This is a genomic window from Paenibacillus sp. GQ49 (genome assembly GCF_059759055.1).
The window spans coordinates 34,633-57,261 of the sequence record NZ_JCAXEL010000003.1 but is presented as its reverse complement, the minus strand read 5'-3'; the positions used below and the strand labels follow the sequence as shown (position 1 = coordinate 57,261).

20 protein-coding genes and 1 pseudogene are annotated in these 22,629 nt (G+C 48.2%); 5 read left to right on the top strand and 16 right to left on the bottom strand.

What is annotated here, in order from left to right:
- Positions 1-99 precede the first annotated feature (99 nt).
- The 5 genes from abc-f to AC6CIF_RS07410 all read right to left on the bottom strand — a co-directional run bounded on the left by abc-f (position 100) and on the right by AC6CIF_RS07410 (position 4,894).
- A complete protein-coding gene (gene abc-f, locus AC6CIF_RS07430; protein WP_498198807.1) occupies positions 100-2,181 on the bottom strand; it encodes a ribosomal protection-like ABC-F family protein in 2,082 nt (693 codons plus the stop codon).
- A 98-nt stretch (positions 2,182-2,279) separates the two neighbouring features.
- Positions 2,280-2,441, bottom strand: a complete 162-nt coding sequence (locus AC6CIF_RS07425; protein ID WP_017691697.1) for a hypothetical protein — start codon at positions 2,439-2,441, stop codon at positions 2,280-2,282.
- 114 nt (positions 2,442-2,555) lie between these two features.
- Entirely contained in the window at positions 2,556-2,840 is a 285-nt protein-coding gene (locus AC6CIF_RS07420) for a YesK family protein (protein ID WP_237177906.1), read from the bottom strand.
- Positions 2,841-2,893: 53 nt separating this feature from the next.
- Positions 2,894-3,892 carry a glycosyltransferase gene (locus AC6CIF_RS07415; protein ID WP_047840852.1) on the bottom strand — a complete coding sequence of 333 codons (999 nt, stop codon included), beginning with the start codon at positions 3,890-3,892 and terminating at the stop codon, positions 2,894-2,896.
- An 18-nt stretch (positions 3,893-3,910) separates the two neighbouring features.
- Positions 3,911-4,894 (bottom strand): phosphotransferase family protein, encoded by a 984-nt coding sequence (locus tag AC6CIF_RS07410; RefSeq protein WP_498198804.1) that lies wholly within the window; start codon positions 4,892-4,894, stop codon positions 3,911-3,913.
- 160 nt (positions 4,895-5,054) lie between these two features.
- On the opposite strand from AC6CIF_RS07410, the gene AC6CIF_RS07405 reads away from it, so the two are divergent.
- Both AC6CIF_RS07405 and AC6CIF_RS07400 read left to right on the top strand, forming a co-directional pair.
- Positions 5,055-5,645, top strand: coding sequence for a TetR/AcrR family transcriptional regulator (locus AC6CIF_RS07405; RefSeq protein WP_253504069.1), 591 nt, complete (start codon positions 5,055-5,057; stop codon positions 5,643-5,645).
- 188 nt (positions 5,646-5,833) lie between these two features.
- Positions 5,834-6,412, top strand: a complete 579-nt coding sequence (locus AC6CIF_RS07400; RefSeq protein ID WP_498198802.1) for an NAD(P)H-dependent oxidoreductase — start codon at positions 5,834-5,836, stop codon at positions 6,410-6,412.
- A gap of 117 nt (positions 6,413-6,529) precedes the next feature.
- Here AC6CIF_RS07400 and nikE read toward each other — a convergent pair whose 3' ends face one another.
- From nikE to AC6CIF_RS07350, 10 genes and pseudogenes are all read right to left on the bottom strand, one after another.
- The gene (gene nikE, locus AC6CIF_RS07395) at positions 6,530-7,330 is read right to left on the bottom strand and encodes a nickel import ATP-binding protein NikE (RefSeq protein ID WP_498198801.1); all 801 of its coding nucleotides are present in this window, start codon (positions 7,328-7,330) and stop codon (positions 6,530-6,532) included.
- A gap of 161 nt (positions 7,331-7,491) precedes the next feature.
- Entirely contained in the window at positions 7,492-8,298 is an 807-nt protein-coding gene (locus AC6CIF_RS07390) for an ABC transporter ATP-binding protein (RefSeq protein WP_498198799.1), read from the bottom strand.
- 39 nt (positions 8,299-8,337) lie between these two features.
- Positions 8,338-9,168, bottom strand: coding sequence for a nickel ABC transporter permease subunit NikC (nikC, locus tag AC6CIF_RS07385; RefSeq protein ID WP_036606611.1), 831 nt, complete (start codon positions 9,166-9,168; stop codon positions 8,338-8,340).
- Positions 9,165-10,109, bottom strand: a complete 945-nt coding sequence (nikB, locus tag AC6CIF_RS07380; RefSeq protein WP_076212175.1) for a nickel ABC transporter permease subunit NikB — start codon at positions 10,107-10,109, stop codon at positions 9,165-9,167. The genes nikC and nikB overlap by 4 nt, the downstream gene beginning before the upstream one ends.
- Before the next feature lie 74 nt (positions 10,110-10,183).
- Positions 10,184-11,818, bottom strand: coding sequence for a nickel ABC transporter substrate-binding protein (gene nikA / locus AC6CIF_RS07375; protein ID WP_498198796.1), 1,635 nt, complete (start codon positions 11,816-11,818; stop codon positions 10,184-10,186).
- Positions 11,819-12,113: 295 nt separating this feature from the next.
- A pseudogene (locus AC6CIF_RS07370) lies at positions 12,114-13,054 on the bottom strand (glycoside hydrolase family 113).
- Positions 13,055-13,255: 201 nt separating this feature from the next.
- Positions 13,256-14,293 carry a glycoside hydrolase family 130 protein gene (locus AC6CIF_RS07365; protein WP_498198794.1) on the bottom strand — a complete coding sequence of 346 codons (1,038 nt, stop codon included), beginning with the start codon at positions 14,291-14,293 and terminating at the stop codon, positions 13,256-13,258.
- Between the two features lie 21 nt (positions 14,294-14,314).
- Complete coding sequence (locus tag AC6CIF_RS07360) at positions 14,315-15,148, bottom strand: carbohydrate ABC transporter permease (protein ID WP_498198792.1); 834 nt, start codon at positions 15,146-15,148, stop codon at positions 14,315-14,317.
- Between the two features lie 2 nt (positions 15,149-15,150).
- Positions 15,151-16,038 (bottom strand): carbohydrate ABC transporter permease, encoded by an 888-nt coding sequence (locus AC6CIF_RS07355; RefSeq protein ID WP_017691677.1) that lies wholly within the window; start codon positions 16,036-16,038, stop codon positions 15,151-15,153.
- A 196-nt stretch (positions 16,039-16,234) separates the two neighbouring features.
- The gene (locus AC6CIF_RS07350; protein WP_498198791.1) at positions 16,235-17,548 is read right to left on the bottom strand and encodes an ABC transporter substrate-binding protein; all 1,314 of its coding nucleotides are present in this window, start codon (positions 17,546-17,548) and stop codon (positions 16,235-16,237) included.
- A 451-nt stretch (positions 17,549-17,999) separates the two neighbouring features.
- Here AC6CIF_RS07350 and AC6CIF_RS07345 point away from each other — a divergent pair, with 451 nt between their 5' ends.
- The 3 genes from AC6CIF_RS07345 to AC6CIF_RS07335 all read left to right on the top strand — a co-directional run bounded on the left by AC6CIF_RS07345 (position 18,000) and on the right by AC6CIF_RS07335 (position 21,587).
- Positions 18,000-19,190 (top strand): AGE family epimerase/isomerase, encoded by a 1,191-nt coding sequence (locus AC6CIF_RS07345; protein ID WP_498198789.1) that lies wholly within the window; start codon positions 18,000-18,002, stop codon positions 19,188-19,190.
- Positions 19,187-20,371, top strand: a complete 1,185-nt coding sequence (locus AC6CIF_RS07340; RefSeq protein ID WP_498198787.1) for a glycoside hydrolase family 130 protein — start codon at positions 19,187-19,189, stop codon at positions 20,369-20,371. The genes AC6CIF_RS07345 and AC6CIF_RS07340 overlap by 4 nt, the downstream gene beginning before the upstream one ends.
- Before the next feature lie 139 nt (positions 20,372-20,510).
- The gene (locus AC6CIF_RS07335; protein ID WP_498198785.1) at positions 20,511-21,587 is read left to right on the top strand and encodes a substrate-binding domain-containing protein; all 1,077 of its coding nucleotides are present in this window, start codon (positions 20,511-20,513) and stop codon (positions 21,585-21,587) included.
- A gap of 75 nt (positions 21,588-21,662) precedes the next feature.
- Here AC6CIF_RS07335 and AC6CIF_RS07330 read toward each other — a convergent pair whose 3' ends face one another.
- Complete coding sequence (locus AC6CIF_RS07330; RefSeq protein WP_498198783.1) at positions 21,663-22,340, bottom strand: hypothetical protein; 678 nt, start codon at positions 22,338-22,340, stop codon at positions 21,663-21,665.
- Between the last annotated feature and the right edge of the window lie 289 nt (positions 22,341-22,629).

The following is a 22,629-nucleotide window of genomic DNA, read 5'->3' as shown; positions in this document are numbered from 1 at the left end:
CTGTTTTCTACTTTTGTTTTGGTACGCAATCCAGTTCAAAAAGGCCGGAGAAGACTCTCCGACCGCACTTGTTTAATCTTATGCTTATACTATTCTGACTTATAACTCAGCCCACTGGGCCAATACATCATTGTATTCATTGGACAATTGCTCACGTTCATTCCAGATTTGTTCCAGTTCAAGCGGATTGTTCTCCACCGTTTCCAGCTGTTGGTCCAGCACCTGAATCTGTGCCTCAAGACGAGCCAACGTCTGTTCCAGCTTCTCCGCAGACGGTTTGTTGCCATTGCCACTTCTATGATTCGATGCAGCTGTTGCCGAAGGGGTCAACGCCTTGCTTGATCCTGTGGAAACTTCATAATCACGACTTCCATCGGGAGCCGCAACAGTGGAACCGTTCATTGTCGAGTTTGTTTCTGGTTTCTTTCCTGATCTGGCAGTCCCGCCGGGCGCGGACGTTAACCCTGACTTCATCTCTGACTTGGCATTCCCACGAGAAGAAACGCCCACGCCTGCTGTAGCCTGAGTTGTCACCGCCGCACGAGCTTGCAAATCAAGCTTCTTCTCACGATACGCCTCATAGTCTCCCAGATAAGCGGTCATCTGTCCGTCCTCCAGTTCCCAGACACGGGAAGCGAGGCGATTGACGAAGTACCGATCATGTGAGATGGCAAGTACGGTCCCTTCAAAATCAACCAGCGACTCTTCCAGCGCTTCTCTCGATGCGATATCCAGATGGTTGGTTGGCTCATCGAGCAGCAGTACATTGGGTTTACGTTGCACCAGAAGAGCTAGCCGCAGACGCGTCCATTCCCCACCAGATAATTGCCCAACAGAGCGGAATACATCCGCTCCATAGAACAGATATCGGGCCAGAATCCCGCGAGCCTCGCCTTCCTCCACACCCGCTTCCAGACGGAAGTATTCAAGTACGTTCAGCTTTGGATTCGTGGGTTCCTCCTGTTGAGCCAGATATCCGACATCCACACGCGCCCCCCACTCCAGCTTGCCCGCATTGGGTTGCTCGTCACCAAGCAACAGCTTGAACAGGGTCGTCTTGCCAGAACCATTCCGGCCAATGAGTGCAATTTTATCCCCATATTCCAGCAGACCCGAGATTCCGCGCAGGATTTCACGCTCGCCATAGCTCTTCTCGACCTGTTCCAATATTGCTACCCGCTTTCCCGTTCGATCCGTAGGACGCACATCGAACTCGGCATTGCGGCGCTCCAGTACAGGACGCTTCACCTGTTCCATCCGCTCCAGCGCCTTGCGCATGGAAGCGGCCCGCCGGAAGAACTTTTCATTCCCACCAACCCGGCCCCACTCCTCTAACTGGCGGATCGTTTCCTTCATTTTCTTGATAACCTTCTGCTGCTCCTTGAACTCCTCGAATTGCTGCAACAGCCGTTGTTCCTTTACTTTCATATATTCCGTATAACCGCCAGCAGACGTTTCCGCTTCCCCATCCTCCAGCTCCAGTGTTCGATTCACGACCCGATCCAAAAAATAGCGATCATGCGAGATCAGGACAATGGTACCGAGATATTCACGTAAAAATCCTTCCAGCCACTCAACCCGCTCCAGATCAAGATGGTTTGTCGGCTCATCCAGCAATAACAGGTCTGGTCTTACAATTAGCTGTGAAGCCAGCACCACCCGAGTCTGCTCCCCACCGGACAGGGAACCAAAGCGCCAACCATAGTGTGCCTTGGCGATATCCAAACCGTCCGCCACCTGATCGATCCGGGCATCCATTTCGTATCCACCCTCACGCTCGAACTGGTCTTGCAGTGCCGCGTAGCGTTTCAACAGGCGCTCCAATTGATCAGGGTCTGCTGCACATGCCGGATCGGACATCTGCTGCTCCATTTCCTTCATTTGCGTGCGACATATCATAAGCTCCTTGAATCCAAGACTCAGTACATCCAGTACGGTATGGTCATCCATTCCTTCTGGAACCTGAGCCACATATCCCATTCGTGTATCTTTCTTGATCATCAATTGCCCTTCATCCGGCTTGTTCAGTCTTGCCATCAGGCGCATAAGTGTGGTCTTGCCGCTTCCGTTGCGGCCAATCAGGGCGACCTTGTCACCTTCCATAATTTCAAACGTAATGCCGTCCAGCACCAGATGTGCTCCGTGGTATTGAGTCAGTTGTTGCGCGCTAATCATCATCATAATAAGGTTCCTCCTATGGTATGGAAGATCCTGACCGCAACACAAAAAGAGCCGCAGGAGGTTAGCTCCGCGGCCCTTCAGAATTCAAGCACTATCGCTTATCGTCCGAATGAGGTCAAGGCAGGCATCTTCTCGCAAATGTTAACTTCCGTATATTCAAAATTGGACAGACTTCTCCCGTTGGTCAGAAAAGTATGAACAATGCCAGCCATAGCAATCGGCAGCTGGCTAATACGGTTGTTAAGCATCTCGTGATTCACCTGTCTTCACCTCCCTTGTCATAATTAATGCCAATATATCACAGAAGGCTGTGTCCCTGCAACCAGCCCATCGCCCAATTCAAATCTTACTGTATAGTAGTTTCATTCTTACGCTTAATTCCTGCCCTGTCGCCGAAGCATTACATCCCTGATCGCCACCGTAATAAGTGTTAACATTCCCGAGGTACCCAGTGATGCGCCGAGCAGGGCATATCCGATGCCGTTCCACCCGCCAATATCGATGCTGATCATGATTACAACGGCACCGCCAAGCAGGGCCACACATGGCAATATATATTGTACCCACGTCATTCGTCGTCCTTGCAACCGGTAGATAAGCCATTCAATCAGCAGCTGCACCGCCCACATTCCCAATGTCCACAAGATCAGTACTTCCATAAGGTTCCCCTCCTGTTGCTGGATGGATTAAGCCCTTTGTTACAGACCTTACGTTACTTCAACCAATCTGAGAAAAAGTTCCGGTACCCTTCTTTCATTTTCGTGCGCGAAAAAGCACCAAACGCATACTCCCGGTTGTCTTCTGACACACTGCGCGGCGCAGCCGCAGCCATGTTCACCAGTTCAAACCAGTTATCCTCATTGCCTGCAAAGGCATGCGTGGATCGAATGTGACCGTAGCAGGCATGCTCCGGCTTCACGACCATTTTGCCCATCGCCATCGCTTCCGTCAACGGCATCGCAAACGTATCAAAGGCCGAACAATTCCAATACACCTTGGATGAGTTCATCAACGTAAATATCTCATCCTGCGTGAGCGCAAACTTCAGCTTCACGTTGGAAGGAATGTCGTACTTCTTCATGGTTTCCTTATAGCGTACACCGCCAAACACCATATATACTTCCTTGTCCGGGTTCTGCCGAGCGTATTCCAAAACTAGATCCGGGCGACGGTTCGCCTCATCCCGACCGATCCAGAGCACCCGATTATGCACAACCTGACTCGGATCATAGTGCCGGTTCGCCAGCTCTTCGCTAAAGCCAATCGGAATAACATTCACGTCATGTACACCGAAATTGCGACCCAGCTCTGTTTTCAAAAACTCCGTCTGTACAATTGCTTTATCCACCATCGTATAAAATGGCTTCATCATCTCATATCCCGTTAGCGCGGGATCGGGGAAACTGTGCGGGAACAACACGCTCTTCGGTAAGAACATCTTCAAAAACGTAAACCCGGACACGGTGTAGATGACATGTTCTATATTTTGGCTATGAATCTGATCCAGCACGATATCGTAATTCACCAGGTCGCCTTTCTCATGCTCGTAACCGGGCAACCAGTCATATCCGCTGACATGACGCTCCGGCGAGATGAACACAATATCCACGCCCAGCTCCAGACCAATCTGCTTCAGCCGATCCGCAAATACGCGTGGCCCCTGTGCTTCCGTGAATTGAATTTTACGCATAACAAGTCCGACTTTACGCAAGCTTCTCACCCCTCATTTCTATTCCTCACGCATGTGCCTCATGCACTGTTCCAGCGTCGCTGCCGTCTCATGCCACTGGTTACGCAACTGTTCCTTCGGCCATACACATTCCTCACTTCTCAGGTCACCATCAATCAAACGCAGCATCCAGAGTGAGAATACAATAGCATAGGCGTCGTACCATTCTGCAAAAGAAACCCGTTCAATCTGCATGCCCAGGCTCCCCAGTTTGTCCAAATAAACATCCATGACCCGCTCTCGCAATACAGGCGTAACCGTTCTGGGAAACAGCGGATGCGAGAGATCAACTAGGTGAACTATATCCCACAGTGGCGTATTCAGATGGGCATGCTCCCAGTCCAAGATGACCAGTCTGCCGTCCACCTCCGCCATGTTACCTGGATGCAGGTCTCCGTGACACAAAACGGTTGGAAGTTCTTCCTCTGCCGTGAGGATCAACCTTGAGATCTTGTCCCAATCGGATGCGGATAGCTGCATATCCAATCTGGATAACAGTTCATCGGTAGATTGCCTATGCATTTGCAACTCATCCAACATTGTGCGAATGGACGGTTTCTGGCCCACGCGAGGCAGTTCGCTCCAATTCGTAACAGACAATGCATGCCATGCTGCCATATGTGCCGCTGCGCCGAGCATCGTCGCTTCTTGCGAATCATGCATCAGTTGCCCCAGATCCTCGTAGATCATCCAGCTCTGTGCTGGAGCAATGGTAAGATCCGACGCTGCAATGAGTTGCGGATAGATTGGTGGTAAGCCAGACATCACACGCTCGTACATCCATCGTTCCCGTCCATGCTGTACAGGATTCGTCAACGGTTTGAAAATATAACTTTCACCGCTAGGAACAGTGAATCGCTCCACATATCGTCCGTTCATTCCTTTATACAACTGTTCACGGCTTGTTATATATTGATCATTCAGCATTCCTTCGGGCGTCACCCAGCTGTATGCATCCAACTCTTCGTTCACGCTACCCACCATCCATTTCGTTCTCCCTGCTACTCCGATGTTGATTTCTATTCATCATACGTTGCCGCTCACAAGCCTGCAAGCTTTGGTCGTAAGCGCTTATTCAGTGTCTCCATTCAGAGTTTCAAAATTGCTTATTGCATTTTGGTTAGTAATCACTTACTATACAATCATGAAGAACAAATCTCATGTGGACAGCAAAAAGAAAGATATCCTACAAGCGGCGATGCGCTTGTTCGCAACCAAAGGCGTTGACGGCATATCCGTCAAAGAGATCGGTGACGCCGCCGGAGTAACCGACGCGGCGATCTACAAACATTTTAAAAACAAGGATGCCGTTGCCCTGGAAGCCTTCACCCAATACTGTGTCGACTATACTGCACTGATTGACGGGTATGTTCGACAGGAAGGTCCAGTGTTGGAACGCTTCAAGCAACTGGTTACCGAGGTTCTCCATCTGCATGATGAAGATCCCTACGGGCTGCTACTAATTTCACAGAATCACGAAATATTCATTGAAGCCGGAAGCAGCGAGGATTACCGTCAGCCGTTGGATGCGTTAATGGATCTGATCGATCAGGGAATGATGCGGGGTGAACTGCCTCAGCAGGATTCACGGCTTACAGCCGTTCTGGTGATCGGTGCAATTACACGCATGGCGGTCTCCAGTATGCAAGGTGAGCTACCGGAGTTGTTGGTACCCTACACTGGGGAGACGGTTCACCGACTTGCATCGATGTTGGGAAACGTACCTCAGGAGTAGCGAGGGAGAGTGGTAGCCATTTGACCTCGCAGAAAACCAAGTAAGGTTTGGGGCTACACGTTATAAAAAGAGAATCGTCAGCATACCATCAGGATATACAGATGGATCACCGGGTCATACGTGACCTTTTCTTTTTGCACATGAGGTTAGTGTTCATTAACTAAAATAGTCAGGACGTGTCATCTTCCATGAAAAAAATATTAATTATTCAAGGCAATCCCGTCTCCCCCAGTTACAACGGCGCACTAGCCGAAGCTTACCGTAAAGGTGCGGTGCAGGCGGGTGCCGACGTCCGCATGATCACCCTGAACGAGTTGGCATTCAACATGAATCTGGAGGGAGGATATCGTAATAAACTTCCACTTGAACCAGATTTGCTAGAGACCCAAGAAGCGATCAAGTGGGCCGAACATCTCGTATGGGTATTCCCAATCTGGTGGGGAGGACCACCTGCCCTGTTGAAAGGTTTCGTTGACCGAATCTTCATGCCAGGTTACGCCTTCAAGTATCAAAAAGGAAAACCTTTCCCGGATCAACTGCTCAAAGGCCGCACCGCCCGCATGATCACCACGATGGATGGTCCGAGCTGGTACTTCAAATGGTTCCAAGGTGAGCCTGCACACAAGATGATGAAAATCTCCACATTTGGACTGACTGGTATCAAACCTGTGCGGATAACAACTGTAGATCAAGTGGGTAAGAAATCAGATGAACAGAGAAAGAATTGGTTGGATAAGATCGAACAGCTTGGGCGGAAGATGGGGTAAGACAGAAGATAAAATTGCCTAATCCTAAACAAAAAAGGGATGTCCCCTACGTCATGTTCAAGACGGGACACCCCTTTGTTGCGTTTATTATAGTCTAACGAACCTTGCGCACATTATTTACCCAAACGAAATACGACCTGATGGATGCTCAGGCAAAATAGCTGTAACCAGCTGCTGCACAGCCGGATGATCCGACTTCATCACCGAATCCCCCGCATCACCGCTATAGACAATCCTGCCCTGATCCATTACCGCAATGCGGTCACAGATCGTCATGGCAGCCCGAATATCATGCGTGATAAAGAGGTACGACAACCCGTAGGACGCCCTGAGCTCCGCCAATAAGGATAGAATTTGCGTCTGGTGCACCATGTCTAGGCTGCTGATTGATTCGTCCAGTACGATTAACTTTGGCTTGAGCGCGATAGCTCGTGCGATGTTAATTCGCTGTAATTGCCCACCGCTGAACTGGTGCGGAAGCTTGTTTGCATCCTCTGGTGTAAGTCCGACCTGCTCAAGCAGTTGTCCAATCACACGAAGTTGTTCTTTGGCCGACAAATGCTCGTAATTATCCAGCGGCTCCCCGATGATCTGCGCGGCAGTCATGAGTGGATTCACAGCCGAATAACAGTCCTGGAAAACGACCTGCAGATCACGTCGTAATCCCTTAAGGACGGGTTTGCTGGAGCGGTAGATATCCTGACCTTGAAATAAAACCTGACCCTGGCTGGGCTTCTCCAGACCAAGGATGATTTTACCCAAAGTACTTTTACCCGCTCCACTTGTACCCAGCAGTCCCAGACAAACACCCTTTTCAATCGTAAGTGAGATGTCTGTCAGCACAGGAGGACGCGCTCCCGAACGATCAAGCCAATTGCGTTTGCCATAGCTATGGCTTACTTCCCGTACCTGAAGCATCAGGTCATCCTCCTCTCTTGTACTTGGCAGAAGTAATCTCCGAAGAAGACGAAATTACACATTACCATGTCCATTCCACCCCTACGCCTACCCACTCAAAATACAGTTCATACCCGTTCTACACATACATTCACTGAACGATTCATCTCATCTGCCATTCGCTATCGTCTCAAAGACATACTGGGTCTGGCATTTAACAACATCTGTGTATACTCATGCTGCGGGTGATCGAACAGTTGGTACACATCTGCCTGCTCCACAATCCGTCCATTCTGCATAACCGCCACTTCATCTGCCATTTGCGAGATCACACCCAGATCGTGAGAGATGAGTAAGATGGATGTGCCGTATTCCGTACGTAAACGATCCAATTCCTGAAGCACCTTCAATTGATTTACGACATCCAGTGCCGTCGTTGGTTCATCCGCAATAACCAAAGCCGGTCGCAGGCACATCGATATGGCGATCATCACACGCTGCAACATACCGCCACTCAGTTGGAAGGGATATCGCTTCATCAGTTTAGCTGGTTCGGGCAAATTCATGTCTGCCAAGGCTGCAATCGCCCGCTCTCGGGCCGCCACTTTGGACATTCCCGAATGCGTACGCAAAGTTTCAATGAATTGAGATCCAATCGTATATACGGGTGTAAAAGCATTCATCGGATTCTGCATAATAAATCCGATTTCCTTGCCGCGGATGCGCCGCATCTCCTCACCTGACAACGAGCCAAGCTCCCGTCCATTCAGGTGGATGCTGCCCGACACTTCCATCCTGCGCGGATCAAGCAGATGGAGCAACGCGTTACATGTAACGGTCTTACCGCTGCCACTCTCACCGACGAGACCGAAGACACGACCTTTTTTTAATTCAAAATCAATGGGCTCCAGTAACGGGACTGAACCCTCCGCTGTTCTTAGATTCACTTGCAGACCACGAACTTCGAGTACCTTCGCTGCATCATCCATCGTTACGTTCACCCCTCATATGCCTTCGATTCCGAACCACTACCTTTTTGCAATGCCATAACGCTCGGATAACGCTTCTCCCAAGATGTTGAACGTAATGACCACCAGCAGAATCAATGCACCCGGATAGATCATCAACTCCGGATGACTGCGAATATAACCCGTTCCTTCATGAATCATGGCTCCCCATTCTGCATTCGGTGGTTGAATACCGAGTCCCAGGAAGGACAGAGCGGATATATCCATAATCGCCCATCCCATCTCCAGCGTGCCCATTACAACGATGGGACGCTGCACGTTGGGGATGATATGTTTGCGGATAATCGTCCATGAAGAGGAGCCGCTAATCCGCGCCGCTGCGATGAAGTTCCGTTCTTTCAGACTAACGACCATATTCCGGCAGATACGTGCATAATACACCCACTGTACCATCATGAGGGCTAGAAGCACCTGCATCAAACCTGGACCAAAGATCCCTACAATACCGAGCACCAGCACCAGATTCGGAAACGCCATAATGCCTTCACACAAGCGCATCAGCAGACTGTCCACCCAGCCACCAAGGTAACCGGAGATTGAACCTACAATGACACCAATGAGTAAAGATGACAGGAAGATCAGGGTAGCAAAACCAAGCGACACCCGCGCTCCATACATTAGCCTGGTGAGATTGTCGCGTCCCAGATGATCCGTCCCCAGCCAATGCTCAAGCGATGGACTCGCCAGCTTCTGCAACAGATTCACCTTCACCGGGTCATGAGGAGCAATCCATGGGGCTAATAACGCAATCACGAAGAAAAGCAATATGATCACCGAGCAGATCTGGATGGCTCTCTGTCCTTTAAATACCGCACGCCATTTGTTTATCAATGTTCTGCCCGTCCTTTCGCTGAAATCCGTGGGTCCATAACGAGCTGCACCAGATCAACGAGCAGATTGCATACGATGAACAGGCAGGCCGCCAGGAAGACATAACATTGAATAACGGGAATATCCCGGTTAAATATCGCATCGACAAAATAACGCCCGAACCCCGGCCAGGAAAACACCTGCTCTACAATAATGGTGCCTGTGAGCAGCTTGCCCATACTCATCCCCATCCCCGTAATAAGGGGCGATATGGCGATTTTCAGGACATGCTTGAGCATAATCACTCGTTCGCGAATCCCGCGTGTTCTTGCGTACTGTACATATGTCTCCTGCAATTGCTCCAGTACACTGGAACGTAACAATCGGGTGTAGACCGCAATCAGGATCATGGAGAGTGTAATCGTAGGCAGAACCAGATTCTCCCACGATCCACGTCCCTCCACAGGCAGCCAGTCCAGCTTCACCGAGAAAAAGAAGATCAGCAGGTAACCGAGCCAGAATTGCGGAATCGACGCTCCAAAATAGGAAATCGCACGGCTGACCATGTCAATCCAGCTATTCTTATACACCGCCGCCAGTATTCCCAAAGGTATACTCACCAAAATTGATAACAGCATACTCCAGAAGGCTAGTTCAGCCGTAGCGGGAATCCTTAGTTTCACTTCATCCCATACGGGTTTGTTGGTGAGATACGAAGTTCCGAAGTCGAGCTTGGCAATCTTCTGAATCGTATGCACATATTGGGTTAATAAAGGCTGATCCAGACCGAACTCATGCCGTTTTTGCGCAAGCAGCTCCGGTGTTGGATAGATATGAGCGGCTGTCAGATAAGCCTCGGCCGGATCAACCGGTGAAATATGAATAAGCGCAAAGGTAACAAGTGTAGCGATAAAAACGATAGGAATGATCGCGATCATTCGTTTACCAATATAACCGATCACCAAACGTTCCTCCCTTTATCAAGCTACATGACCTTACCAAGGCCTTACCACTCCGAAATTAAAGTATTTACTACTTATTGATTGCCCAACTCAATGCCTACAAACGGATTTTCATCACGGTTTGCCGGGAAAATAAAGTTGGAAATTTTCTTCTGATAAACAGCCGTTTTCTTAATATAAGAGATCGGTACGATCGCCGATTGCTCCTGAAGTGTTTTCAGGATGGAGCCATATAACTCCTGGCGTTTCGTCTCGTCTGTAGATGACAGGGCTGCATGCACCTGATCGTCCAGTTCCTTTTTCATCGGCAACGCACTCAGGGTCTCGGAAATCCCGAATCCAGGGCTCGCTACAACGTTAATGAAGGAATGTGGATCATATGGAGCGCCGTAGTTGTACCAGAAATACAGGTCGAAATCATTGGCTTTTAGACGTTTGATCTGAACCGTAAGTTCCAGCCCAGTGAGATTTACTTTAACCCCAAGCTCGCTCCATTCTGCCTGAATGGTCTCAGCCATCGCTTTCTGAATCGGGTCTGTCTTATCAAAAATCATCTCGAAATCAAGCTGCTGACCATCTTTCTCACGAACCGTACCACCAGCCGGTAACTTCCAACCCGCTTCATCCAGTAAAGCTTTGGATTTCTCCACGTCATACGTGATCGGTTCCAAGTCTACATTGGTATACGGATAGTTTTTGGACAATACGGTATCGGCTGGTTCTTCCAAACCGGAAGTCACGCCTTCCACCATCGCCTTTTTGTTAAACCCTTGCTGGAGCGCCATCCGCACTCTGACATCGGACAGCTTTGGATTGGAGGAATTCAACAGCAAGCTGCGAGTGCCTACCGGATCAGACAGTTGGGTTACATACTCATCGTTGTCACGAAGTTGTTGGAATGCATCCAGACTGATCATACCTTCACCATAGATCAAGTCGAGATCGCCTTTTTCAAAAGCAAGGACACGGGTCTCCCCATCAGGAATGATCTTAACCGTAATCTGATCTACCTTCGGCGCTGTTCCCCAATAATTCGGGTTACGCTTGAAGACGGCATATTCGTCCTGCTTGTATTCAGCCAGCATCCACGGGCCCGTTCCAACCGGCTCTTTGATGCCTTGGGATGTATCTCCGTCATCCGGGAATCCGGCTTCACCCAAGAAGCGGAAAGGACGAACCACCGACAAGTCCTGAAGAACAGGATAATACGGCTCTGTGAGTGTCATGCGGAAAGTCTGATCGTCCACAACCTCCGTCTTGTCGAGCACACCTACAATGCCCAGCCAGCTATGTGTGTCTTTATTTTTCATTACAGCGTCAAAATTCTTTTTCACAATCTCAGCATTAAATGGCGTACCATCTGAGAATTTCACACCTTGGCGAAGCTTGAATGTATATACTTTGCCGTCATCGGAGATGGTCCATGATTCTGCCAGGGCAGGTTCCAGTTTTCCGTCCTTCTGGTAACTGATCAGCGGCTCATAGAGCATCGATTGGGCAAATAATTGCGAAGGATTGTACGTGTGCGGATTCATTGTACCGATATCACGTGGCCATGACATCGTAATCGACTTCGTAGATGTTTGATCCGAAGCAGCAGATGAGGATTCATCTCCACTTCCTGTATTGCTGCAACCCACAATAACGAATAACAACAAGAGCATAGTTGCCAGTGTGAGGGCTGAAGATTTGCGATGTTGTACAGACATGGATGTTGAACCCCTTTTCTCTATTTTATGATAATGATTATCATATTCATCCATTAAGAATAGGCAGGAGACCTCCTTTTGTCAATATAATTCGACATTGTATGTGTTGTTATTAAAATAGCCAAAAAAGCCCTTCCTATAGGAGGAAGAGCCTCTCGACCTGAATATGAATCGCAACTGCAAAAATAAGTTCCACAATAATCTGTTATTCCTTGCTCACAGCATGGAAATCACGAAAGTACATATGCAGATATATTACTGAAATCCATCTTCATACGCCTTCTTGTTTCTCATTTTAAACGTCTACAGCGATGCCCTCATAGAACCGACGAATCAACTGCTCTGCTGGCTTGCCGTAAACACCATATCCATCATCGGTCAGCGCCTCCTTCTCTGCATGCAGATGTGCGCTCCAATCCATAGACCGAATCCGCGTACCCAGTCACGCTGACTAACATGCCGGAACATGGTCTCATAGAAATGCTCTTGTTCCTCCGCGCTCACTTCACCTTCCAGTCCCCAATCGTTCGGTACCTGGGCTGATCCACTGCGGCTGGGACAACCTGCTTCCGCAAAGAAAAAGGGTTTGCCATAGGGAGCAATCACCTGTTCAATACGATCCAGTTGCGCCTCCCAATCTCCGATGGGGTAATACCCACTGGAAGAGATCACGTCCACTGCATCCCACCATTTCACATGATCTTCCTGATATTTGTCCGTGTTGTATGACACCAGTCCCGTGTACACTTCACGCACACCTTTGATCACCTCGCGCCACTCTTCATCCCGACGCTCGGATTGCACCATCTCACAGCCTACAATGAACATCTCACACTTTTCCTGCTCTGCAATCGCTGCATAATGCTTCTGAAATTCTGTGTAGCTGCGGAACCAATCCTTCCACTTTGGCTCACACGGCACATCGATATCAAAAAAGTTAATGTGTGCACGCCACGTGCCATCGGTGCAGTTGACGGTTGGTTTCAGAATGACACGCAGCCCAAGTGTACGGGCATAACGAATCATGTCGACCAGTTCATCATCCTCGACCAGATGTTCACCCCGATACTTCACTTCTACCGCCTGCGGATGACCCTGATGTGCGGCCAGTGCAAAAATAACATGTGAACTGCCTGTACGTTCGGCCATCAGGCGCAAAGACTCTTTGGCTTCCGGCTTGCGGAAGTCGCCCCTGCCACTCATCCAGCCAAATGTAAATCCTTTGATGTAATCCATATATGTTTGCACTGTAAAGCCCCTTTCACCGTTCCTGTCACTCCGAGTGCAGTACCATCTTCCGATCGCCGTTATCCCCAGATTTTCTGATTCCCTTTAAAAAGGGTAAAATCCGTTGATAAATGCGAACACTCCGTTTCTTCAGATTGGTTCTGCACTCTCCGTTAGTGTGTGAATTAACTTTTTTAGGTTTTACTACAATTACAGCTTGCCTTCCTCGCTGTCACCTGCAATAACCTCGTCCGTCTCGATCACATAGTTCACGATCTCTTCGATGGTCGTATACGCCACACCCACATACGTGTCGGCAGCGCCGTAATAGATGGCGATACGTCCGGTATCAGCATCATGCAGTGTTGCGCATGGGAAGATGACGTTATCAACGAAACCTTGTTCTTCATACCATTTTTCCGGTGTCAGCACAAAGTTGGAGGAACGATATTTGACTTTGGACGGCTCATCCAGATCCAGAATGACCGCACCCATGCTATATACCAATCCGTTACAGGTTCCCGTGACGCCGTGGTAGAACATCAGCCAACCTTCGGACGTTTCGATCGGAGCAGGACCGCCACCAATTTTGACCGATTGCCACCAGCCCTGACCGCCTTTGCTCATCACATGACGGTGCTTGCCCCAGTACACAAGATCAGGGCTTTCACTCAGGAAAATGTCCCCGAATGGAGTGTGTCCACTGTCACTTGGTCTGGACAACATTACATAGTTATCGTTGATTTTGCGCGGGAACAGCACGCCATTACGGTTGAACGGCAGCATTGGATTTTCGAGGCGGATAAACGTTTTGAAGTCATCCGTCTTTGCTAGACCGAGTGCTGCGCCGTAGAAGTCTGTACACCAGATGATGTAATACGTGTCTTCGACTTTGACCAAACGTGGATCGTACGCATAGTTCGGCATAAACGGATCGCCATTTTCATCTACAAATGCAATACGTTCCTCTTCAATCGTCCACTCCAGACCATCCTCACTCGCTCCCATGTGGAGGTGCGGACGTCCATTAACAGTTTCAGCGCGGAATACCCCAATGAATTTTCCTTCATACGGTACAACAGCACTGTTGAAAATGCGGGCAACACCTTTGACCGGGTTACGCGGAACCACCGGGTTAGCCGAATGTCTCCATACCGGGCCTTCCGTTCCCTCCGGTTTGGCTTCCCACGGCATATTTGGCAAAGCATCCCCAACAATGTGTACGTTTTTCGTTTCAGCAACTGACATTTTCATTTCTCCCTTCGGGTTTTATTTAACTGAGCCTTGCGCGAAGCCGTTGTAGATGTACTTCTGTAGCAGCAGGAAGATGATCATGGTTGGAATAATGGCGATCATGATGCCGGCGCTGATGACTTCCCACTGCGATCCGAACGGTCCCTTGAATTTGAACAAGGCGGTGGATATGACCTGTAGATCGGTCTTTGGCATGTACAGGAACGGTGTGTAGAAGTCGTTATAGATGTTCACACCCTTCACGATAATGACCGTTACAATGGCCGGTTTCAGCAGTGGCAGAATGATTTTCCAGTAGATCGTGAAGTACGACGCGCCGTCCAGCATGGCGGATTCATCCAGTGCACTTGAGATGGAGCCAAGGAACTGCAGGAAAATATACACCGCGATGATATCTGTACCCAGGTACATCACGATGGCCGCCCAGCGTGTGTTGAACAGGTCGAGCGCGTTGATGATCTGGAAGGTGGCGACCTGCGTCGTAACACTTGGAATCAGGGTAGCGAGCAGAAATGCCGCGACCATAATTTTCTTACCTTTGAATTTGAAACGATCCAGTACATACGCGATCATGGAACCCGTTAAGGTTGCACCTATAATGGAGATGATCAGGATAATAATTGTATTTTTGAAACCAACCAGCATGTTGCCATCCACAAAAGCCTGCGCATAGTTCGCGAAGTTCAGCCAGTTGACTGGCGGGGCAAGCGGGCTGCTGGTAGCGTATTCCGCATTCGTTTTGAGAGATGCAAACAGGATGACCACGATGGGTAACAGTGCGATAAACGCTGCAAGGATGAGGGAAGCATATTTAACCACGCTCGCAAGGGTGTATTTGAGTTGTGTCACGTTTATTCCTCCCCTTTCATGGTGACGCGCTGCACAAGCGTAACGAGAATAACGATCAAGAGCAGCACCACAGCCATGGCGGATGCCAGTCCCAGCTTGCCATATTTAAACGCCAAATGAACCGTCTGGATTACAAATGTCATACTGCCGTTGGAACCATCAGTCATGATATATGGAATATCGAACGCACTAATTGCGCCGCTAATCGCCAAGATCAGGTTGAGCTGCAGGATACGTGTAATGCTTGGCAGGATGATGTGGCGGAATTGCTGCCAGCGATTGGCGCCATCAATATCAGATGCTTCATACACGTCCTTCGGAATGGAGGAGATTGCACCCAGGAAAATGATAAAGTTGAAGCCCATGTATCTCCATACCGATGCACCTGCGAGTGACACGTTAATAATATTGGGGTTACCGAGCCAGAGCTGTGTGTATTGTCCCAGCCCGACAGCATGCATGAGCATATCGAGTGTGCCGTCCGGTTTGAAGAAAAAGAGGAAAATAAAACCGATGGCTACCCCATTCAGCAAATAAGGGAAAAACAGTATGCCTTTGAAGAAGTTTTTGCCTCGAACTTTGAAACTCAGAATGGTGGCAAAGTAAAGCGCCAAGCCCATCTGTAAGAACGTGGCCACGAAGTAATACAAGCTGACAATAAATACTTTGAAGTATTCGGGATCACTGAATATGCGCGTATAGTTCTCAAATCCAACATAATCAAACCTTTTACTGTATCCGTTCCAATCGGTGAAACTGTATTTGAACATGTTGATGACCGGTAAGTATGCAAACGTGAATAGCAACGCCAGCGGAATAATTGAGAAGGCACAGATGATAAATATGCGTTGCGCTGAGTAGCCCCAATTCGAAAGTTTTAAGTACTTCATGCTCTCCACACCTCCAAGCGGTTCTCCCGCCTATATATCGAAAGACTCCCGTCCAATGGAATTCCTGCGGAATAACTGCCGGGGGAAGAGCATGGGTATCATGCTTTCAAATACCACATACTCCATGCTCCATTCATATATGGATTCCTATATCCCCGCAGTCCATTCATCACCTGATCCACTTACGTTAATCCAATTATTTCGTGAGTTCTGCTCTTGCTTTTACCCACTTGTCGTTCAGATCTTTCATGATGTCGTCATACGATTCCTTGCGGTTCCCAATACCTGCTTCGATAATGCGTTTCTTGAAGTCAGGCTGCCAGAGACCGATTTCGCCTTCGTTATCAATCTTGTCGACCAGACCTTCCTGACCTTCTTTGGCAGGTGTAAGCGTGGAAAATTTCACATCTTTATATTGATCCAAAATCGGTGGCAATTCAGCATTCTTGTCTGCATCCATACCGCCGCCCTGTTCAACTGCATAGTTTGATTTCGCCAGGAACCAGTCGATCCACGCTTTGGCAGCAGGTTTGTTCTCACTGTTCACGTTCATGCCGATGTTATAGTCTGCGGAGAGCGGAACCACAACCTCACTTGCATTGGTTGGGAAAGGTAAGAATCCGATGTCGTCCGGAGTATCCGTCATCCCTTGGATCTGTGTGATCGCCCAAGAGCCCAGTGCCATCGTAGCGATCTTGCCTTTGGCGAGATCCGCTTTGGAGCTTTCCCAGTCCGTTGTCGTTGGATCTTTCTCGATTAGACCGTTCTTGGCTGCATCATAGAGCACCTTATATAGTTCATAGTGCGGCTGACCAGGCACAAAGTTCTCATCTGTATTCGGTTGATCCACGTTAACGTAATCCACACTGCCTGCAACGGTTGGCAGATCCGATTCCCATTGGGTGAGAGCCCAGCCGGATGCATAGTTGGTGTAGAGTGGAACCGCATCTGTATTGTCTTTGACCAGTTGAAGCGCAGCCTGGAATTGCTCCGGTGTTTTGGGAACTTCCATAATGCCTGCTTCTTTAAACACCTGTTTGTTATAAATGATTCCGGAGAACGTGATCACGGTAGGGATACCGTAGACCTGACCATCCACCATGCGTTCTTCAATGGCGGTGTATTTGTCTTTCAATTCATCGTACGTGCCGAGCGGCTCGAAAAAGTCCGGGATATCTGCGATCGGAACACTGGTCGGGATCATCAGTACATCACCATAATCCTTGGTGCTCATACGGATCTTCACTTGTCCTTCGTAGTCGGCCAGTGCCTGGAAATTTACTTTCACATCGGGATATTCCTTGTTGAACTCAGCAGCGTAGTCTTTGAACACGGTATCCACAATATCTGTCCGTTGCGTCAGAACGGTTATTTCACCTTTGATATCTGCCGGATCTGTACTGATCTCCTCCCCTGCCTGCGAAGATCCACCTCCGGATGAACATGCAGCAAGTAGTGAAGTGATGAGCAGCATCGTCAGCAACATCATCCAACCTTTGTTTTTTCTCAATTGTTTCGGCCCCTCTCTTAAATAAATTAAGTTATCGTTAAGGTTACAAAATGAATTCTATTATGGTAACGCTTACCTGTCAATTAAATTATTTATAACTTAACAAGAAAAATTGCGATGCATTTCGTTGACATCTGTTTTTCAGAGCACTAATATTGATTAATAAAGTTATCGTTAACTTAACTATATATATTGATTAAACATTTACACAAAACGTAGAGGACAGAAAGAACCTGAAGAAGCGGAGCGTTCGCCTAAAAGCTTTCTGAAAGAAAGCTACATCGGAAGCATACGCTATCACCGGAATTTCACCTTTGAAAAAGGGAATCAAAAAAATCTGGGGATAACAGCGATCGGAAGGTTATTCTGTCATCGGAGTGGCCAGTGTAAATATTCTTTAGTTCAATTTATATATTAAGATTTATGTAACACGTTGAAGGAGCGCTCACTTATGAATACAAAAACAACCGAACTTCAATCAGAAATTAAGGCGCATTGGGAAAAGCAAATTTTACCCTTCTGGTCCAACCTTAAGGATACAACCTACGGTGGATTCTACGGTTGGGTCGGCAATGATCTTCAAGTGAATCAACAGGCGCCCAAAGGCGGGATCGCCACGGCACGGCAACTTTGGTCTTTTGCAGCAGCCTATCGAGTTACCGGAAACGAAAGATGGCGCGATCACGCGGAGCACGCCTATCGGTTTCTCGCTGATCATGTGATGGACACCGAATATGGCGGTATGTACTGGATGGTAGATTACACAGGGGAAGCGCTGGACACGAGCAAACATGTGTATACGCAATCATTCGGTGTGTATTCACTCAGTGAGTACTATCGTGCAACCGGGGATGCTTCTGCATTAGAACTTGCGAAAACGCTTTTTGCTCTTATCGAGGACAAAGGTCTGGATGCCGAACTACCTGCTTACAAGGAACAATTTGATCGTACATGGAAGGAACAGCCCAATGAAATGCTGAGTGAAAACGGGGTGATTGCGGATTACACAATGAACACGCATATCCATGTGTTAGAGGCCTACACCACGCTCTATCGCGTGTGGCCGGATCAACAAGTGAAGGCAGCGCTGGAACGCCTGCTCGGAATTCTATATGAACGGGTGTATGACCAAGACACCAAGTTTCTCGGGGTATTTTTCAACAAACAGTGGGAATCCATCATCGATCTGCGATCGTTCGGACATGACATTGAAGCCAGCTGGCTGATCGACGAAGCACTGAAAGTTCTGGGGATGGAACAACATCCAGAGTATGCGGCGATGGTCACAGATATTGCCTATAACATCTCCAATGTAGCCGTGAATGCGGATGGTTCACTGTTAAATGAACAAGAAGGTGAACATATCGATGAGAAGCGCATTTGGTGGGTTCAAGCTGAGGCGATGGTCGGTTTCTATAATGCGTATCAGCGTACAGGTGATCCACTGTTTCTGGAGAGAGTGGAACGCTTGTGGACCTATACGCAAGAAAACATCATTGACCAGCGTGCTGGCGGGGAATGGTACTGGTCGGTGGACGGGAACGGCACACCGGATCAGAGCGAAATTGCCGGACCGTGGAAATGCCCATATCACAATAGCAGATTCTGTATTGAATTAATCGAGAGGATGGGATCAGAATGATACACCCGAAATACAAGGAGTTACTGGAGAAACAGGAGCAGCTGCTTACTCGCCCCAATGAGATCAATTCTTCCTTCTACAACGGCATATATGATCGGTATCAATATCCGGTAATCACTCGCCATCATGTACCGCTGCATTGGAGATTCGATCTGGATGAGACGACGAACCCGCATTTTATGGAACGCCTGGGCATTAATGCGACGTTGAATCCAGGAGCCATCTATTTCAATGGCAAATACGTCATGGTCATCCGTACGGAAGGATTGGACCGTAAATCGATCTTTGCGCTCGCGGAGAGTGACAATGGAATTGACGGGTTCCGTTTCACGGGTAAACCATTGGTCTGGGAAGATATCGATGCGGATGAAACCAATCAGTATGATATGCGCCTCGTTCAACATGAAGATGGCTGGATCTATGGCATCTATTGCTCGGAACGCAAAGACCCTGAGGCTCCTGCATTTGATACATCCAGTGCAGTCGCACAGGCAGGACTGGTTCGTACACGGGATCTTACAAGCTGGGAACGGTTGCCCAACATCACAACGAATTCCCCTCAACAGCGCAATGTCGTATTGCACCCGGAATTCGTGGATGGAAAGTATGCCTTCTACACCCGTCCACAGGACGGATTCATCTCGACAGGCAGCGGCGGCGGAATCGCCTTTGGTCTGTGTGAGGATATCTTGAACCCTGTCATTCATGAAGAGACCATTATCGACGAACGGCAATATCATACGGTATATGAGGTCAAAAACGGCCAGGGCCCTGCTCCGCTCAAGACGGATCGTGGCTGGATTCACATTGCTCACGGGGTTCGGAACACCGCGGCAGGCCTTCGTTATGTGTTATACACCTTCGCTACGGATCTGAATGATCCGGCGCGTATTATCGCCAAGCCGGGCGGCCACTTCATTGCCCCTTATGACGATGAGCGTGTAGGCGATGTATCCAATGTTATTTTCTGCAACGGAGCTGTGGTCAATGAGAAGGACGAAGTCTTTATCTATTACGCATCCAGTGATACCCGCTGTCATGTGGCAACAACCACGCTGGAAAAACTAGTCGATTATACGTTCAATACACCGGCTGATCCATATCGTTCACTGGACTGTGCCAGCCAGCGGGGTCAGCTGATAGAACAGAATGAAAAGCTTTTACAGAAACAATTGACATAACATCGCTATAACAACCTTTCATGCAAACCTGAAAAATGCCGAAAATAGCGAAACAACAGTCAGAATGGCTTTATTCCAAGTTGGTAACGATGTATACTGATATGGATTGTTATTATGTATGGAGAAAGCGCTCATCATAATGACAGCACATTGTGCCTATACCGGCTTGAAGGAGGCGACCATACTGAAGAACAATATCACCATGCGGGATATCGCCGACAGGCTCGGGGTCAGCAGTGTGACCGTCTCGAAAGCATTGAATGATAAAGATGGCGTGAGTGGCGAATTAAAGGAAAAAATTAAAGTGCTTGCTGTTGAAATGGGCTATCGGTATAATGCCGCTGCCCGTTCGATGAAGGAAGGCTTAACCCATAATATTGGCGTAATTATCCCGGAGCGTTTTACCGGACCTACGCAGTCGTTCTATGTACGCGTGTTCCAGCGCATCACCAAACATCTGGAGGAACAGGGCTACTACGGCATTCTGCACATTCTGAATGTGGAGGATGAGGAAGAATTAACGTTGCCCAAGCTGTACAGTGACAACAAGGTCGATGGTTTCATCGTGCTCGGGCAGATCAGCAAAGAGTATATTGAACTGGTGCGATCGATGGAAGTTCCCAAAATGTTTCTCGACTTTTACGATGAACATTCCGATATCGATTCCGTCGTTACCGATAACTTTTACGCTGCCTATGAGCTGACAAACTATCTGGTTCAGCAGGGCCACCGTAACATTGCTTACGTGGGGAACCTGTATTCCACGAGCAGTATTCAGGACCGATTCCTCGGATATTACAAATCCTTGCTGGAACATCGGTTGCCGATGAATCCGGATCTGGTTCTGAATGATCGGGATGAACGGGGTACGTTTATTGAGATTGATCTGCCGGAGCAGCTGCCAACAGCCTTTGTATGCAACTGTGATCAGGTCGCTCATCTGCTCGTTCAAAAACTGACTTCCATGGATATTCAGGTGCCTGGCCAATGCTCTGTTGTTGGTTTTGATAATGATATCTATGCGATGCTCTCCGATCCCAAGCTCACAACTGTTGAAGTGGATGTGGAACAGATGGCGCGTACCGCAGTTCAGTCCATGCTCAAAAAGGTCGACAACCCAAACCGCAGTTTCGGCCGTGTACACGTGAAAGGCAACATCATCTATCGCGACTCGGTGAGTGCTGTGTCTGCCTCATCAGATACCATGAATATGTGAATTAAAAAATGAAATATAGGAACACAGATGACTGGCCTTTATCTTACGGGCCAGTCTTTTCTGATGCATTGGAGCTTAACGACGGCGATGATCTGCTGAATTCTTCAAAAATGTAGTCGTTCGCCAAATTGAGAGGATGAGGATCAGCTCATACACATTGGTTAAAGTTCCACTTTCCACTGGCAGGGAGATTAACTGCCCTGCGAACAATAATGCAGTCCCAACAAACAGCCAAACCCATTTATGTTTGAAAAGAACGACCAGGCTAACAAATAAGAGTACAAGCCCCACGATGATCACCATCATTGGCGGACCTCCATGACCTTCTGCCATATATCTCAGTACTCCATACTCTTCTGTAACTTTGAGATTTTGAACCTCGGACAAAGTAAAGCCTACAATCTGGTAGATAACCAAACCTAAAGTTATCAGCCATGCCACCACACTCGTTATACTTCTATTGGCAAACCTGGCACCTGAGCTGCGCAAGATATGGTAGCCAACAAGAATAAGGGTAGGGGTAGCAAAGGCATGTAGCCAAAATCGAAGGCTACTGAGAACCATTAACACTTCCCCTTCCCCTATCAAATTACCTACAGCAATAATTCCATTATCATATGCCAGGCTGAACGCTACAAATAGCTGAAAACTGCAATACGTGAGCCATTGCTTCCTCCGGGTTAAATCGACGGCCATCCAAACAACAAGTATCAAATAAACAAGCGTAAGTGCGGAATATATCCATACATCCAAGCTGCTTCACCATCCTTATGAGTCAATTCTAATAAATTATATTTACCGGTAAGTAAAATTACAAGGCGTACTTGTATAAATGGTTAATTTGTCATAAATTACTCACAAAGGTAATGAAGATAAATAAATAAAGATTCACAACGATCACCGGCGAGACTAACACATGCTTTAGCTGGAGATGATCCACCCTAACAAGGAGTCACTTTTCAAGCGGCCCGCCAAACTGTATCTGGAGCTAAATTATATAAAAAGAGCACTCCCGGCTATCGTAGCTGCAGGAGCACTCTTT

Coding starts and splice junctions, on each gene's coding strand:
- AC6CIF_RS07400 (WP_498198802.1), top strand. CDS start 5,834: ATGAAAAAAATATTAATTATTCAAGGCAATCCCGTCTCCCCCAGTTAC.
- AC6CIF_RS07355 (WP_017691677.1), bottom strand. CDS start 16,038: ATGAAGTACTTAAAACTTTCGAATTGGGGCTACTCAGCGCAACGCATA.
- nikA (WP_498198796.1), bottom strand. CDS start 11,818: ATGTCTGTACAACATCGCAAATCTTCAGCCCTCACACTGGCAACTATG.
- AC6CIF_RS07420 (WP_237177906.1), bottom strand. CDS start 2,840: ATGGAAGTACTGATCTTGTGGACATTGGGAATGTGGGCGGTGCAGCTG.
- AC6CIF_RS07335 (WP_498198785.1), top strand. CDS start 20,511: ATGACAGCACATTGTGCCTATACCGGCTTGAAGGAGGCGACCATACTG.
- abc-f (WP_498198807.1), bottom strand. CDS start 2,181: ATGATGATGATTAGCGCGCAACAACTGACTCAATACCACGGAGCACAT.
- nikE (WP_498198801.1), bottom strand. CDS start 7,330: ATGCTTCAGGTACGGGAAGTAAGCCATAGCTATGGCAAACGCAATTGG.
- AC6CIF_RS07340 (WP_498198787.1), top strand. CDS start 19,187: ATGATACACCCGAAATACAAGGAGTTACTGGAGAAACAGGAGCAGCTG.
- AC6CIF_RS07390 (WP_498198799.1), bottom strand. CDS start 8,298: ATGGATGATGCAGCGAAGGTACTCGAAGTTCGTGGTCTGCAAGTGAAT.
- AC6CIF_RS07410 (WP_498198804.1), bottom strand. CDS start 4,894: ATGGTGGGTAGCGTGAACGAAGAGTTGGATGCATACAGCTGGGTGACG.
- AC6CIF_RS07365 (WP_498198794.1), bottom strand. CDS start 14,293: ATGTCAGTTGCTGAAACGAAAAACGTACACATTGTTGGGGATGCTTTG.
- AC6CIF_RS07405 (WP_253504069.1), top strand. CDS start 5,055: ATGAAGAACAAATCTCATGTGGACAGCAAAAAGAAAGATATCCTACAA.
- AC6CIF_RS07345 (WP_498198789.1), top strand. CDS start 18,000: ATGAATACAAAAACAACCGAACTTCAATCAGAAATTAAGGCGCATTGG.